This is a genomic window from Virgibacillus sp. LDC-1 (assembly GCF_030137545.1).
Lineage (GTDB): Bacteria > Bacillota > Bacilli > Bacillales > Amphibacillaceae > LDC-1.
The window spans coordinates 20,182-36,808 of sequence record NZ_JARUVL010000002.1; the positions used below are offsets into that span (position 1 = coordinate 20,182).

Annotated in this window: 12 protein-coding genes and 1 riboswitch; of the genes, 2 read left to right on the top strand and 10 right to left on the bottom strand. The window is 37.9% G+C overall.

Annotation, left to right across the window (positions count from 1 at the left end; genetic code table 11):
- Positions 1-123 precede the first annotated feature (123 nt).
- From QBK89_RS01830 to QBK89_RS01860, 7 genes are all read right to left on the bottom strand, one after another.
- Positions 124-1,857: a carbon starvation CstA family protein gene (locus tag QBK89_RS01830; RefSeq protein ID WP_284139313.1), complete on the bottom strand. Its 1,734-nt coding sequence runs from the start codon at positions 1,855-1,857 to the stop codon at positions 124-126.
- Between the two features lie 314 nt (positions 1,858-2,171).
- Entirely contained in the window at positions 2,172-3,590 is a 1,419-nt protein-coding gene (locus QBK89_RS01835; RefSeq protein ID WP_284139314.1) for a hypothetical protein, read from the bottom strand.
- Positions 3,591-3,676: 86 nt separating this feature from the next.
- Complete coding sequence (locus QBK89_RS01840) at positions 3,677-3,823, bottom strand: hypothetical protein (protein ID WP_284139315.1); 147 nt, start codon at positions 3,821-3,823, stop codon at positions 3,677-3,679.
- Between the two features lie 158 nt (positions 3,824-3,981).
- Positions 3,982-4,560: an energy-coupled thiamine transporter ThiT gene (thiT, locus tag QBK89_RS01845; RefSeq protein WP_284139316.1), complete on the bottom strand. Its 579-nt coding sequence runs from the start codon at positions 4,558-4,560 to the stop codon at positions 3,982-3,984.
- A gap of 121 nt (positions 4,561-4,681) precedes the next feature.
- A riboswitch (TPP riboswitch) is annotated at positions 4,682-4,782 on the bottom strand.
- Positions 4,783-4,855: 73 nt separating this feature from the next.
- Entirely contained in the window at positions 4,856-6,646 is a 1,791-nt protein-coding gene (locus tag QBK89_RS01850) for a M3 family oligoendopeptidase (RefSeq protein WP_284139317.1), read from the bottom strand.
- A gap of 121 nt (positions 6,647-6,767) precedes the next feature.
- On the bottom strand, positions 6,768-7,634 hold the full coding sequence (locus QBK89_RS01855; RefSeq protein ID WP_284139318.1) for a VanW family protein: 867 nt from the start codon (positions 7,632-7,634) through the stop codon (positions 6,768-6,770).
- A 282-nt stretch (positions 7,635-7,916) separates the two neighbouring features.
- On the bottom strand, positions 7,917-9,125 hold the full coding sequence (locus tag QBK89_RS01860; RefSeq protein ID WP_284139319.1) for an NAD(P)/FAD-dependent oxidoreductase: 1,209 nt from the start codon (positions 9,123-9,125) through the stop codon (positions 7,917-7,919).
- 624 nt (positions 9,126-9,749) lie between these two features.
- Here QBK89_RS01860 and uraA point away from each other — a divergent pair.
- On the top strand, positions 9,750-11,036 hold the full coding sequence (gene uraA, locus QBK89_RS01865) for a uracil permease (protein WP_284139320.1): 1,287 nt from the start codon (positions 9,750-9,752) through the stop codon (positions 11,034-11,036).
- 222 nt (positions 11,037-11,258) lie between these two features.
- Positions 11,259-11,783 (top strand): DinB family protein, encoded by a 525-nt coding sequence (locus QBK89_RS01870; RefSeq protein WP_284139321.1) that lies wholly within the window; start codon positions 11,259-11,261, stop codon positions 11,781-11,783.
- A 149-nt stretch (positions 11,784-11,932) separates the two neighbouring features.
- Here the strand turns inward: QBK89_RS01870 and QBK89_RS01875 are convergent, their stop codons facing one another.
- The 3 genes from QBK89_RS01875 to dacB form a co-directional block, all read right to left on the bottom strand.
- Positions 11,933-14,299, bottom strand: a complete 2,367-nt coding sequence (locus QBK89_RS01875; protein WP_284139322.1) for a YhgE/Pip family protein — start codon at positions 14,297-14,299, stop codon at positions 11,933-11,935.
- Positions 14,300-14,400: 101 nt separating this feature from the next.
- Positions 14,401-14,973 carry a TetR/AcrR family transcriptional regulator gene (locus QBK89_RS01880; protein WP_284139323.1) on the bottom strand — a complete coding sequence of 191 codons (573 nt, stop codon included), beginning with the start codon at positions 14,971-14,973 and terminating at the stop codon, positions 14,401-14,403.
- 114 nt (positions 14,974-15,087) lie between these two features.
- Positions 15,088-16,512, bottom strand: a complete 1,425-nt coding sequence (gene dacB, locus QBK89_RS01885; protein WP_284139324.1) for a D-alanyl-D-alanine carboxypeptidase/D-alanyl-D-alanine endopeptidase — start codon at positions 16,510-16,512, stop codon at positions 15,088-15,090.
- Between the last annotated feature and the right edge of the window lie 115 nt (positions 16,513-16,627).

Genomic DNA, 16,627 nt, shown 5'->3' on the forward strand with positions numbered 1-16,627 from the left:
TAGCTTAATTACTACTTCTTTGAAGGCGATCGTATTGTCCAGAGCGCGTATTTACCTGTATAACTTTTACTTTACGTAAAACGTTTAAATGCTAGCCGCATTGATTTATTCATCCACACGTATTTATTCTCTAGGGGAACCCGAACGATGTTCATTACTTAATACGGAAAAAGCCGTCAATGTTATCCAGATAGCAAACACGAAAATAATTGCTCCAAATATAAACAATAAGCTATTGGAGCTGGAACCAAACCATGACCATTCAAAAAAGACTTGCTGGAACATCGCATACAATGTCATGAACATGAGGAAAACCATTGGAATAAGAACAATTGCATAATTCCTACCAAGACGTTTTAACCAAATTGCAATTAACAAAAGACTTATCCCTGCTAATAGTTGATTGGATGTTCCAAACAAGGGCCATAGCAAATATCCGCCAGACCCAAAGCCTTTAGGTCCTTCAGGTAACAAAACAAGGGCTGCACTAGCAACAACAGCAATACTTGTAGCTACATGCTTTTTGGATAAGGTTGAGAAATTGTACGTAATTCCTAATTCCGCGATAATATAACGCATTAGACGAACTGAAGTATCTAGCGTCGTTGCTGCAAAGCTCACAACAATAATAGAAACAATGGTAGTGGCAATCGGAACTGGAATCATTAATCCAGTTGCTAGCTTACTAGCTCCCTCAACAAATACATTTAACCCAGCACCATTTGCAGCCGTATAGCTGTGGTATGTTGCTAAAAATTCATCTGCACTCGGGAAAAATGTAACCACCGCAAGAATAGCTATTAACGCTAATGATCCTTCACCTACCGCACCTAAATAGCCGACAAACCGTGCATCCGTTTCTTTATTTAATTGTTTAGAAGACGTTCCAGAGGAAACTAATCCATGAAAACCAGAAATGGCTCCACATGCAATAGTAATAAACAATAAAGGAAACCAGGATACATCTGTTCCTGTATTTGTAAGCGGAGCCGTTATCGTTGGATTCGTAAATAAGAGCCCTAAATATAATATCGCCAGTCCAACAATTAACTGATGCGAATTAATAAAGTCACGTGGCTGCAATAGCTTCCATACCGGGAGTGTTGAAGCAATATAAACATAGATCATCAAGATGATAATCCAAATGAAAAAAGCAGACGATACAGCCCCTAATCCAAATAAACCTGCCCCATTCTCTCCACCCATGTATTGTACAAGATCAATTTGTAAAAAATCAATTTTACTAGCAAAGATAGCTACTACATACATTAAAACCAAGGCAATTAACGAAGGGCCAAGCATGCGTTTCTTACGTTTATATACCGCATGCCCAATCCAAATAGCCAATGGAATTTGAATAAATACTGGTAATACACTTGCCGGGAAAGATATAAACAAATTGGCAATGACCCAGGCAAATACTGCATTTACCATTAGTACAAGAATTAATATAATGCATAGAAACAATATTTTCGCACGCTGTCCGATCAATTTGTTTGCAAGCGTTCCAACAGACTGTCCTTTATTTCTGACAGATAAAACTAATGTTCCAAAATCATGAACACCCGCAGCAAAAACGGTTCCTAAAATAACCCATAGAAATGCTGGTAGCCATCCCCAATAAACCGCAATGGCTGGTCCTACGATTGGTGCAGCGCCTGCAACTGATGTAAAGTGATGGCCCCATAAGACATATTTGCTTGTCGGAACAAAATCGACACCGTCCTTGAAGCGATGCGCAGGTGTGACATAATTTGGATCTAGTCGAAATATTTTCTCTGCAACAAATTTCGAATAGTATCGATAGCCTAATGCAAACACGACCATTCCAATGAATGCAATGAACATGCCATTCATTTGTATACCTCCCATTCTCATTAAATTAATATAGCGTATGTCCACATTCATTTGTTTAGTACAACCCATCTCTCAATTTCTCTGAAATCTCCTAACTGTAAAAAAGGAATCCCAGGGAAGGTGCGAATGAACCGACGAGTACTGAAGCTAGACGTAACTATTGTTCTATAAAACGTTATCCACAACGAACGATTTTAATAATTTTCTAAACATAAAAAAGCTGTCCGTAAATGAACAGCTCCTTCATTCCTTCCATATATGTTGCTTGATGCAGACCATTCTCGTCTATCTCTCCTTAATATTAAAAACTCGGATTAAAATAAATACACAGCAATAACCGTAGCAATAAATAGTCCTAGCACGACGGGTAAAAAATTCTTACGGACTAATTCCATTACGGATACGCCACAAAAACCCGCAATAGCTATTAACGATGACCAAGCGACGAGCGTTCCTCCACCTGCCCAAATAGCTCCCATTTGTCCAATTGCAGCAAGTGTTTCGGAACTAATCGTACTTGTTCCCATTGTGGCAGCCAGCGCTCCTGTTAATGGCAATCCGGAAAAACCTGATCCATCCAGTCCTGTTATCATACCAACCAATAAGACACTAAACCCTACAAATAAAGCGTCCTGTGGTAAAAATCCTTGCATCGATTGAATTAAGTCAAACAAAAGAGCTGGTCCCTCATCAACACCAAGGATACGACCAGAAAAATCTGGACTTCCTAGAAAAAAGAATCCAGCAATTGGAATGACTGGACCCATTGCCTTAAACGCAAATACAAAACCATCGGTAATATGATTGCTAATATAGTCTAGAGCATGTTGCTTTCCAAACGCAATCGTAGCAAGTAACAATAAGATTACTGCTACACCCCCAATAAGTGCTGCTCCATCTCCTCCTTCTAGTCCACCCATTCTTCCAGAAATTAATTTTGTATACATCATATACGCAACTACTGTAACTAATGCTAATGGGACGAAGATGGCGAACACTTTACTCCAAATTGGCAAATGAGTTGCAGTCGCTTTATTCACCGTTCGTTCCGCTGTGCGCAACGATTGAAGCTCTACTTCATTCTGTTTATCTCCTTTTAGACGAATGGTTTTTCGGTGGAATAAATACGCGCCTAAAATGGCTACAAATCCAACGATTAACGATAAAATAAGTGCTTGATCGGCAACCGCACTTACCTCTAACCCACCAGCCTTTGCTGACAAACTAGGCGCAACCTGAACGACATAATCAGAGGAAAGTGCCATTCCTTGCCCAGCAAGCGCAATAGCTACCGCAGCACTTATTGCCGGTAAACCAGCTCGCACTGCCGCTGGAACAAGAAGCGCACAAATGAGCGGAACAGCTGGTGTTGGCCAGAAAAACAGCGATATAGTATACGTAATAATAACAAGGATAAAAAACGCAAGATGCCCATTCACCATCATTTTTTGTATCGGTTGGATCATACGTTGATCTGCGCCTAAATCATTTAAAGAATGAAGTAAAGCAATCATAAAGGTAATAATTAGAAATATATTAAACAATTCTTGCGCAGCTACAAGATTCGCATTGAATATGGCAGTAAATCCGTCTACGAGACTTCCTTTATACACGAGTGCAATGAAAAAAGTACCCAATAGCGTTGGAAGCACCACTCCTTTTCGAAACATCATTGTGATGATAATGAGCAATGTAAATATACCGTATAGCCAATGGGATAATGTTAATTCCAACTGAATCTCCCTTTCCAAAAGTACTATACAATAGCCTATGCTCGCTTAATTAGAGCGGTGCTTAGAAATATGTCCATTACAAATTTTTAAAATTGTTGAACCTCTTCTAACTTTGTTTCACCTATACAGCTCGCACATAATAATACGCCATCTACATGCAAGCCATTGAAAAATCCATCCTCACAATACACCTCTACTCCACAACAGCTGCAATACCCAACAAATTCCCGCATTAAATCGCTCCTCATTCTATAACATTCGACCTATCATTATATTTACTTGCGAGAATTCTGTTGAAGAACAAGAAGGGAGAAAAATTCACTCCATTATGGAAAAAGGGTAATTCCGTATTATCGGAATTACCCTCCTTCGAGCGGATTCTATTCTTCTATTACGCAGCAGCCGTTAACAAAGTTCGCGGCTGTTTATTAAATAGCCAATAAATAACAAATGTACATATGACAAAAGACGGAAGCATGTACGAGCCATTATAAAGTAAGGAATATAACCATGCTGGCTGTCCCTCAGGTGCAAACTCAGCAAAGAAAATAAATCCTGCGAAAAAATGAGCTAGAAAACGAAGTGACGTTCCGATAAATACACCTGACATAATATAAATAAAACTCTTTTTGCGCTGTCCATCCTTGATCGTACGATGCACAGACCTTGCAAATATCCCTGCTAATCCAAGCGCTGTAAAAGCAAATACGTACTCAATTACAGCTTGCCAAAAATAGTAAATGGCTGCTTCGCCAACGGCAATTTGCAGTATCCCCCACAAAAATCCTGAAAGCAAACCGCCTTTTAATCCCCAGCGAAATGCGACGATAAATACCGGAATCATTGCAAATGATACAGAGCCACCCTGTGGCCAAATTTTAAACGAGAGAAATGGAATTAAATCCAATACAAGTGCCAATGAGGTAAAAATGGAAACTTCGATCAAAAACAGTAAACTTTTAGATTGCATACGAAAAAATACCTCCCCTAATGCTAGTGACTATAACAAGCATGTGATATTTACCAACACAAAAAAAGTAATGCCAAGGGGAAGCTTCCTGATGGGGAATCCGCTCACAGCATTACTTTTCCATCAAAAAAGCCACCATCCCTACGCTAGTACTAACTAACAGGTTCAAAGGGTCTGAACATCTTGTTCACTCTCAGCCAAATGGCTCCCCCTGTAGGCTTCTTTCTATACTTTTTTTGTTACATGTATTGTAGCTCATTCTAAAATCGATTGCAAGATTTAGAATATAATAATACTAATAAGCGATAAATTCCTCTACATCTTTCACACATAAATGGATCGCGCGTTGCCAAAAATCAGGCTTCGTCAAATCAACTTTAAGATGCTTCGCTGCCAAGTCTTCTACGCTCATCCGTCCTGTATCTTGTAATAAAGCAATGTAGTCGTCTTCAAAGCTGCCACCTTTTTCAAGCGCATAGGCATAGATTCCTAAGCTAAATAAATATCCAAATGTATACGGGAAATTATAAAACGGAACACCAGTGATATGAAAATGAAGCTTAGAAGCCCAAAAATTAGGATCATATTCCTCAAGACTATTATGGTAGGCTTCTTTTTGCGCTTCGAGCATTAACTCATTTAAGCGTTGGACAGAAACCATGCCCTGCTTACGTTCTTCATAAAAACGTTGCTCAAATAAAAATCGTGCGTGAATGTTCATAAAAAAAGCAATACTTCGTTGAATTTTATCTTCTAATAGCGCCAATTTTTCCTCACGTGTTTTCGCTTGTTTCACAGATGCATCTGCTACAATCATCTCTGCAAACGTAGACGCTGTTTCTGCAACATTCATCGCATACTTTTGATTCAAACCATGCATTTCATTCATCACATGTTGATGATATGCATGACCAAGCTCGTGTGCTAACGTTGCAATATTTGAAGAAGTACCGGAATATGTCATGAAAATTCTCGTTTGCTTACTATCTGGAAAGCTCGTGCAAAAACCACCAGGGCGTTTTCCAGGTCGATCCTCCGCTTCAATCCATCGCTTTTGAAAAGCCATTTGAGCAAAATCAGCCATTTTAGGACTAAACTTTTGGAAATGCTTGGTGATAAATTGCGCTCCTTCAGTAAAGCTATAGCGCTTCACACTATTTGATATTGGCGCACCGATATCATACATGCTTAGCTTATCTAGACCAAGCAATGCGGCTTTTTTGTCTAGAAAAGCTTTAAAATGTGGTTTCGCCTCCCTAATTGCATCCCACATCGCATCCAATGTAGCCTTTTCCATTCGATTAATGGACAAAGGTTCTTGGAGAACGCTTTCCCAACCACGATGTTTGTACGTTTGTAAACGAAACCCTGCTAAATGGTTTAATGATTGGCTAAATAACGGCGCATTTTCCTCCCACGCTTTTCCGATTTGATTAAAGACATATCTGCGTACCCCACGATCCGGATGGCTTAGCTTATTTGCCGCTTGACTAACAGAAAATTTTTTATCCTCTCCGTTCTCTTGCAGGTTCACATGCATCTTTCCAACGATCGTATTATACATTTCCCCCCAAGCGTGATAGCCATCAATAGCTAAATCGCCAATCAGCACCTCCATATTTCCTGGAAGATGCTGTTTTGCTTTTTCACGCATTTCATTTAAGCTAAAAGAAACGTCCTCTAAAGAGGGATGTAACTCGATTTTTTCCCATTCTTGCTCCTCTATCGTTACAAGCTTCTGCTTTAAAACCGTTTGAATGGCTCCCATTCTGGCATTTAATTCTGTCCGCTTTCCTACAAGAAGATTCGCCTTTTCGTCATGAACATTTTGTGCACTCAAGCAGCTAACAAACGCAGATACTTCACGTAGCTGTTTCATCACTTTTTCAAGAGCACTAACGATTTTAACTAATCCCTCGATCGCCTGTTCTTTATCCTTCCATTGAAATTGGTCGACCATCGTTTCAAGTGTTGTCATCGCTCGTTGTAATTTTGTTACATAAACTTGAAATTCAGTTGAGTCACTTCCCCCCGAAAAAATGACCTCTAAATCCCATGTTGGTTCATACTCAACCTTTTGTTGCATCCAATCTCTCCTTTGAATAGAAATGAAATGTATGTATATTCCTATTATACTGAAATAACAAACATTTTCTATACATAAGTTTGCATAAGATCGAGAAATGCAATTGATAAGTCTGTTGAGTCTAATTTCTTGCTTTTACATGTTCAGATGAAAAAATATGTATTTCCATCTTCCCATTTTTTGCTTGTGCTCGAATTAATATTGGTTGATTGAAATTATTTTTAAATGAAAAGTCAGGCCCCCACCAGCTCACTGTTGCATCTTTTCCGGGTGGAACATAAGGTACTTCTCTGCTATGCGAATACCGCTCGATAATTTCTATCCCTCTTAAATTAACCGCATTAAACAGTGTCGACGAAACTTGGCATATTCCGCCGCCTATATCCTCAGCTAATTCTCCTCTTACAATAACAGGTGCTCGCTCATAGCCCCGCTTCTCTGTACGTTTCCCCACCACTTTATTAAAAGAAAACGTTTCTCCAGGAAATACAACATGATTATTAATTGCTTTTGCTGCAAGCCATATGTTATGAGAGCGTTCCTCATTTTCTTGTCGAAAAAAAGTCTTGAAGCTGCCAATTTTTTTCGCACTAATCTCTGCTAAAAGCTCCCCATCGACTTTCGGATAGATAAGTGTTTTTGGAATAGAATATTGCTTTGACTGACCACTATAAAAAAAGGAATAAAAATATTCCATCGTCTTTGTGCGATTCAATTTCCATCCGGGCTTTCCAGCGATTATCTCCCCGCCCAATCCAATTTGGGCATTTTCGGGAGATGTATAAACTTGTTCTTCTAATTTATCTAACAGAAGTGTTAGTTTCTGATAATCCACTACGTATGGTTCAACAGCATCCAATGAGAAATGGCTTCTAATGAGGGTTTCACTCACGTTTTCTTCTTTTAGAATGAGTCTTAAAGCTGAAGTATGAAGGGGCAGTATAATACAAATGGCCAAACACACTATCGTGGCGATTATTTTTTTCATAATACGACCTCCTCCAAAATAGTATGAAACTAAATTTAATTTTCATGTATAAGTAAGAACAAAGAATGGAAAAAAGCCATATTAAAAGAGCTACCACGAAAATCATTGTTCATGACTTTTGTGATAGCTCCATCATTATATTATCTAAAGTCTCTATTGTCCTCTATTTTTCTGCTAGCAAACATATAGCCAACAATAGAAGCTAGTCCTAAAATAAAATAAAATGAACTTCGTTTCATTCTTTATTCCTCCTTTAATTTTGGAGCCGTGCACCATACAAGCTTAAAACGGACGAACTTTTCCTTTTTTCAAGAATAGCTTAGGTCCACCTAATAAGAATAAATAGCGATTGTCAACAACTTTCTTCATCGCTGCTGCTGGTTTTCCTGAGAGCTTTGTTCCAGATAACACGTTTCCTACACCATCGGTAATGCCCAATGATGCAACTGTTCCCTTATCATGGAATTCAAAGTTCTGTAAGGCTTCATGTCGAAGTAATGCTTTGATATTGCTTGCACACGTATCCGCATGTTGCATAGCTGCTTGCGCAGTTGGTGGATATGGACGACCTTCTTTTTCATTCATTACCCATGCACAATCACCCAGAATAAAGATGTTTTCTTCTTCTGGTGCTCTTAAATCACCATTAACAGTTACTTTTCCTCTTGTAAGTTCAAAACCGGATTTTGCAAGAATCGGATTTCCAGTAACCCCGCCCGTCCAAACAATTGTTCCAGCTTTAATCTCCTCACGGTCATCGCCAACAATAAATGCATCTTCTGTACATTCCTGGATTTTCGCATCTAAGCGGAATTCTACACCACGATGCTCTAACGATGTTTTCGCATATTCTACTAAGTCCTTTTCAAACATTGGTAAAATAGATGGAGCAGCTTCTACATTAATAATCCGCGCTTTACTACGATCAATATCATACTTCTTGCACAGCTGTGGTACCTTTTCAGCAAGCTCTCCAACAAATTCAATGCCAGTAAATCCAGCTCCACCGACTAAAATCGTTAAATCACTGTCATTCTTTTCTTCACTATTTTTATATTTTACAAACTGATATTCAATATGATCTCGAATTAATTGACATGAATCAATATCCTGGATGAAAAATGCATTTTCTTCCATTCCTTTAATACCGAATGTGTTCGTTACAAACCCAAGTGCGATAACAAGATAATCATATGTAATTTCACCATTTTCTAGAACAACACGATTATCTTCTTTTTCCACTTTTACAACGGAATCATAAATTAACCGAACTCGATTCGGGTTAATAACATCACTTATCATGATACGTGCTTGGTTATGATTAATCGTACCAGCAGCTACTTCATGAAGCCATGTTGTTTGATAATGATAATTGTGTTTATTAATTAACACAATTTCCGCTTCTTCTGGTGATAACTTTTGTGTTAAACGCTTCGTCGTCATCATCCCGGCATAGCCTGCCCCAAGGACGACAATTCTAGGTTTACTCATTTTTACATCCACCTTTCTGTTCTTAAGCAAATTGCTGATGAACTTCTCCCATCCTAAATTGCTTAATTTTCATTGCAAATAACCAACTTAAAACCTACTTGGAATTACATTTCCATAATATCAAAGTTTTTTTAAATAGGCTATTAATGTTTACTGTTTTTACCATAACCTCTTTTTATCTTTTATTGCTTTACATAGAATATCGATTCCATTATGTCCCATTCTTCATAATTATATGCTACCTTAAATTCACTTGGTTCAAGGAATCTATTAGAATGCTGTTTTAAGTCCTACCAACTCTCAGGAGAGTTATCGACTCCCCTTGCCTCCGCCTCATGAGTTTGATATGCATCGCTTACTGTAGGTTCCACGCGAAAAAATTTAACACAAACTAGAATGAATGTGCTATGATATATACAAGTTCATACGGTTACCTTTAAATCAGTCCTGTGAGACTGGCAAGGTGAGCAGACGAAGGTCTGCAAATTTATCAGCACAGATTGGACATTTATTGTTCCATTTATGTTGTATGAAAACACCTTGCTATCTATTGGCAAGGTTTTTTTATGTTTCATCCTTAAACGGTAACATATGAACCTCAATAATAACGAGGGAGAGAATTGCATGAAACAGTATAAAGAAATTCAAGTAGATGAACGTTTACCATTTATTCAAAGCATTCCATTAAGTATTCAGCACTTATTCGCCATGTTTGGTTCAACTGTCCTAGTTCCAGTGCTTTTTGGCATAAATCCTGCAACTATTCTACTTATGAATGGATTAGGCACACTCTTTTATCTATTTATTACAAAAGGGAAAATCCCAGCCTATCTTGGCTCGAGCTTCGCTTTCATATCACCTGTATTTGTTGTGTTAAGTCACTATGCAGGTGGGGAAGGTTATGGCTATGCACTTGCAGGGTTCTTTGTCGTTGGTGTTGTACTCACCATTGTCGGTTTAATTGTTAAAGTAGCAGGAACTAGTTGGATTGATGTATTGTTTCCACCAGCTGCCATGGGAGCAATCGTTGCTGTCATTGGTTTAGAAATTGTGCCAGTTGCTGCAGAAATGGCAGGCTTGATTGCACCAGCTGATGCGGCTGCGGACTGGGCAATCGATTCAAAGGTTGTAATGGTTTCCATGCTCACCCTTGCCATAACAATTATAAGCTGGGTTACTATGCGTGGTTTCTTAAAAATTATTCCGATATTAATTGGTATTGTTTCTGGTTATATAATTGCATTTGCAGCAGGTTTAGTAGATTTAACAACGGTATCTGAAGCAGCGTGGATTTCAGTCCCTGATTTTTACCAAATGAAATTCGATTGGTCTGCGATTTTAATTATTCTACCTGCCGCATTAGTTATCATTCCAGAGCATATAGGTCACTTATTTGTTACAAGTAACATTGTCAAACGTGATTTAGCAAAGGATCCTGGTCTTGATCGCTCCCTTTTAGGAAATGGACTGTCCACCATGGTTTCTAGCTTTTTTGGTTCGACTCCAAACACAACCTATGGTGAAAACATTGGTGTATTAGCAATAACAAGAGTATATTCTACATGGATTATTGGTGGGGCTGCTGTACTCGCGATCTTCCTTTCTTTCTGTGGAAAGCTTGCAGCATTAATTTCATCGATTCCCACCGCTGTAATGGGAGGAATCTCGCTATTATTATTCGGTATTATAGCAGCGAGTGGAATTCGAATGCTCGTGGAAGCAAAGGTAGATTATAGCCACTCCCAAAACCTTATCTTAACGTGTGTTGTACTTGTTATTGGAATAAGTGGAGCAACAATAAGCTTAGGGGGAAATGTTGAACTAAAAGGTATGGGACTCGCAACAATTGTAGCTATTTTTCTTAGCATGTTCTTTAAACTTCTTGATTTACTTAAGCTATCCAATGAATAGGGAAAAAAAGATGTCCATATGGGCATCTTTTTTGTAGATATGTGTTTAGAAAATATTGCATAGTGAATAACTCCATAGGTATTTCCTACTGTTTTTTTACATTTCCCAACTTTCTTTACACGTTATTTTTCTAAATATGGTATAATTTTGATAATTAGAATAATATTACGTAATCGCATGTGATTAGTCGAATCGGAGGACTGAATACAGGAGGATCAATTCATGAAAACAACCCGTGACTTAGTCGATGAATTATCACAATTTAATGTATGGGTAAAATCTTTAGAGCATATGAGTGATACGCATTTTTTCACTCCAATAAAAAAAGACAAATGGTCTACAGCAGAAATCATTTGTCATATTACCTTCTGGGATATTTATATTATCGAAGAAATATTACCATTTATGAAAAATGATGCATCCATTCAAAGTATTTCTTTTGATATTTTAAATAAGAAAGCGGCAGAATATGCAAACTCAGGTGTTACAAAAAGTGAATTAATTGATCACCAGCTTTGTGCACGAACACAGCTAGTCTCTGTATTAAAACGAAAAAACGAAGAAGACTTTCACGCGTCCTTCACAATAAACGGGGATACAATCGATCCTTTTTCTGGGCTTCCACATACAATGTTCAATTATTTTTGGAGCTTTGTTTGGCATGATAATCATCATAAAAAGCAAATCGAGTTGTTTATAGAAGAAAAACAAAGCAAAGTTCGTCTAAACAACAGTACAAGTTCATAAGCAACCTTATTACTTTTAATTTGTATAACGCTCCCCGCATAGTTTTTTTAGTGAAGGAATCAGTAATACTATCCCTTCTAATTGTGTAGCTTCGAACTTTTCATATTATAAAAATCGACACTCTCCATTTTTAAGAGAGTGTCGACTTTTTATTGCAATGCTTCATTACCATTTGGATTCTTCTTAGTTTTATAGGTGAAATACACTATTGTTAGCATAGCAAACGTAAAAAGATAGCAAGCTAATATACCGATATTATGCCACATAAAGGAGAAATCTCCACTTGATATCACTGCTTTAAACGCTTGAACGGAGTATGTCATAGGTAGCAGTGCGTTTATAGGCTGTAACATGTTTGGTATCAATTCCAATGGAAATGTTCCGGCACTTGTTGTTAGCTGGAGGATTAAAAGCACAATGGCAATAAATCTTCCGGGATCACCTAATGTGGTTACTAAAAATTGGATTAACACGATAAACACAAGACTCGTAATTATAGTTGTCACAATAAATAATGGTACACTCTTCACTTCTATATCAAGACCGAGAAGAAGAACAGCATCGACTAGCAAAGCTTGCAGTATTCCTACAATACTTAACACACCAAACTTCCCAATAAACCATGTGATTCCACTTTGAGCCTGTATAGCTGGTTCTTTTATCTGATAAACAATCGTTATTAATAATGCGCCAACAAATAATCCTAATGAAACAAAATATGGTGCAAATCCGGTACCATAGTTTGGCACATGGTTTATTTCATTTTTGTCTAAAGCAACTGGATTACTAAACATCTCATACGTGTCATCATCCGCTTTAACCGAACTTGCTTCATCTGCTGCATCATCTAGCTTTTGATGAAGCTCATTTGTTCCTTTTTGTAAATCAGTTGCCCCATGATCAAGTGCGACAGAACCTTCTGCTAGTTTTTGGGAGCCGTCATTCATTTTTTGAGCGCCATTAGATATATCATGCATCCCATCATCTAAATCGGTAGCTCCTTTTTCAAGCTGCTTTACCGCCCCATTTGCTTGCACAAGCTTATTCTGGAACTGCTGCATGCTGTCAACGAATTGCTGTTGGCCATTATTTAGCTTATCTGCACCTGCTGCAAGTTCATTTGACCCGCCTGCTAATTTCGTAATGCCATCCAGTAGCGTGCTTTGTCCATCATTAACTTGTTCAAGACCTTGTAGTAATTCGTTAAATGTTGGATCAACTGCTTGTTGGATTTGCATTTCCATATTATTAGCTGTTGCTGCAAATTGATTATTTACTTCTTCCTTAAAAGGTACAAATCCTGCTTGAAGTCCTTTATCAATTTCTTGTTTTAATTGTGCTTCAAGCTGTTTTTGACTTGGTGTATTATTCGCCACTTGCTCTTGTAATGCTTGAATAACTTGTGGATCAACATTACTTTGCTTTAGCGCTTGAAAAAGCTGCGTCATCTGTGCTTCCTGCTGTTGTGATAGTTGCGCTGCGATTTCTCGTGAAAGCCCTTCGCCAAGCCTGCTCTGTAGTTGATCAAGCCCTTGGCTCATTGCACCAGCACTTGCATCTGATTTTTCACCTATTGCATTCGCCATTTCTTTAGGAAGTTTGTTTTGAAATGCGCGTAAGCCTTCCTCTATCTGCTTTGTAGCGTCAACAAGGGAAGGTATTTTTTCTTCCATTTGACTTGCCCCAGCTTGGATGTCGGTAATTCCATTCGTTAGCGTTCCTGTTCCAACTTGGAGTTCCGTTGATGCGTTCAACAGCTTTTCATTAGCTTCTGTAAACTGCTCTATTGCTGTAGAAAAGTCTGTCATCCCTGTTGCTAACAAATTGGCTCCCTTCATTGCTTTGTTTGTTCCTTGTTGAAATTCTATCGCTTTTGCTGCGAAATGTGCTAGATTTTCTTTTAACGATTGTGTACCATTTTGTAGTGTTTCTGCCCCTTCATTTAAGCTCCCACTTCCATCACTTGCCTTCGTAAGCCCATCTGACATTTCGTGTACACGATCAAACATCGTTTCCGCATACGTTGCCGAAATTTCATTCGCAATCGCTGTTTTAATTTCCTTTACTGCAGTTTCACCAATTTGTGCGGAAAGAAAATTATAGCTCTCATTTGGAACATACTTTAATTCCAACTGTTTTGGTGCTTCATCCATTAATGTTGTTGCATTCTGAGAGAAATCAGCAGGAATTTCAACGAGCATGTAATATTCTTGTTTCTCTAAACCCTTATACCCTTTCTCTCGTGTTCTAAAGTGAAATTGAAATTCGTTGTTATCCTTTAACTTATCAACAAGTTCATTTCCTAAGACTAATCTTTCTCCTTCTAGTGTTGCACCAGCATCTTCATTGACGACTGCAACTGGTAGTTTGTCGAGTTGTGAATACGGGTCCCAAAACGACCATAAAAACATACCAGCATATAAAATAGGTACAAAAATTACTCCAACAATCGGTACCCACACTTTTTTGTTGGAAAAAATTTGCTTCCATTCAGAAATGAATAATGACTTTTTCATACTTTCTTCCCTTCCCTCAATCATTAACGTTTTACTCATTTAGCCATTTATTTATGACTGTTTTATTCATTTGGTCATTTTTTGAAAAAAATCAAGGATCATCATTGTGATAATCCTTCGAACAAATATAATTTAAATAGCTTTGATATTTCATCCTTATTAAATGGCTCATGAAATTGCTCCCAATCGACAATTAATGAAATGTAGAGCTTTAACATGACAAAGGCCGTAACCTCCGGATTACAATGCTTGATTTCTCCTTTATCGATTGCCCGTTGGACAATCTCCTTAATATAACCAACAATAGCCGCTTCTAACTGTTGAACCACCTCTGAAACCGCTGGAGTTCCCATCTCTTTTTCCTCTTGTAGCAGTTTAATCGTAAGCTGGTGATCCTTTCTAAATTCCAGTAAGCTATATAAAGCCCGATCGGCATTTTCATGGAAGGAGCTATTCTCATCAATAACCGCTTCAGCCGCGGCTTTCATTTCTCTAATGAGTGATGCGATAATATCTCCGAACAATTCTTCTTTATTTTTATAAAATGTATAAATTGTTCCTTTGCCAACTCCTGCTAATTTTGCAACCTGATCCATTGTTGTTGCTTTATAACCGAATAAGGAGAACGACTTTGTAGCTGCTTCGACGATTTGTTTTTTTCGGTCAATTGCCATTTGCCTCACCCTAACCTTTTGCCCGAAATGACTAAATGAGTATTTTGGTCATTATTACAATATAAAAATAATAGCATGATTTAACATGTTTTACAACCACTTTTTAAAGGATTTTTATTCTTTACTCGTTAACACAGTATTTGCTTCAATAATAGTTACGAGTTGATCAATAATAGCTGGTCCTTCTTCTTCATCTAATAAATTGTTCAACATTATTGAAAAAATAAGCTCTTCACCCTCCTTTGTCCACATGTAGCCTGATAATGTACTAACACCTTGAATGGTTCCGGTTTTTGCTTTCACCATTTCAAGTCCTTCCATTCTATCACGTAATGTTCCTCCCACCATTCGATCAATCTCTCCGGCAATCGGCAAGGACTGAAGAAACACCGGATACCAAGCTTGATTTTGAACCTGGTATAGTAGATAACTAATTTCATTTGGAGGAATCATAGTTGCATTCGAAATTCCGGAACCATCACGCAAGAGGCAGGAGGAAATTGATAAGCCTAACGCTTCCATTTCTGACCGAAGCACCGCTAACCCATACTCCCAGTTCCCGACTCCAAGAACTAGCTTCCCCATTTCCTTTACGAATATTTCCGCATGATTGTTATTGCTTAGTTTCATAAAGGGGATGAATAGCTCCCTTAAAGGCATCGACCATTTCGTATACACAGTTATTACATACGATGGCGTGATGTCACTTCTTAATGTGCCAGTAAACGAAATATTTTGTGCGTCAAGTGCATTTTTAAAAACATGTAATGCATAATAGGTTGGTTCCCAAACAGCTACCCACTCTTGTACCGGTTCATGATCAATTGGAATCATACCCTTAATAATGATGCGATTACTTCCATGCTCTCGTTCTATTACGATTTCTCCGTCATCACTAGCAGAGGTAGTGATCGAATGGTTCACAATTTCTATCATGTCAACATTCGGTTCTAATAAGACAATCGTATCTTCTCCACATTTCTTTCCAGGTTGTACTTTTACAATAACTGTACCTGCATCATAATCTCTATCTGGTGATACGGTTAACGCAGAAATTTGCGATCCATAATAAAAATGCTCATCACTCCATATTAAATCAGGTGATAAACGAATGGAATCAAACCATGAATCATCACCAATAATATCTCCCTCTATCTTATGAATGCCTTGCTCGACAAGCTTTAAAGCAAACAAAGTAAAATCATCTGGAAGTAATGTTGGATCACCTTTTCCTTGTAAATAAATATTTCCATACAATGTATCACCTCGAATTTCGCCATCAAAAGATAACACGGTTGAAAAGCGATATCCTTCTCCTAAAACGGATAATGCAGCCGCGCCTGTTAACAGCTTCATATTAGAGGCAGGATGAAATCGCGTACTGCCCATTTTTTCATAAATAATCGCTCCTGTATCTGCTGAACGGATACTAATCCCAGATAATGCACCGGTTAGTTTTGTTTCTTTTGTTAAATACGTATAAATTTCTTTAGTTAACGAAAAACCCATGCCGTTACGATTGCTTTTCTCATCATTCATCTTCTTCCTCCTAACGAAAGCATTGATAACTTATTTACATAAAGTTCAACAGAATTCATTAAAATCCTTTATTTGCATACAAATTCATATAATAAAAAGAGATTCCTTACGAACC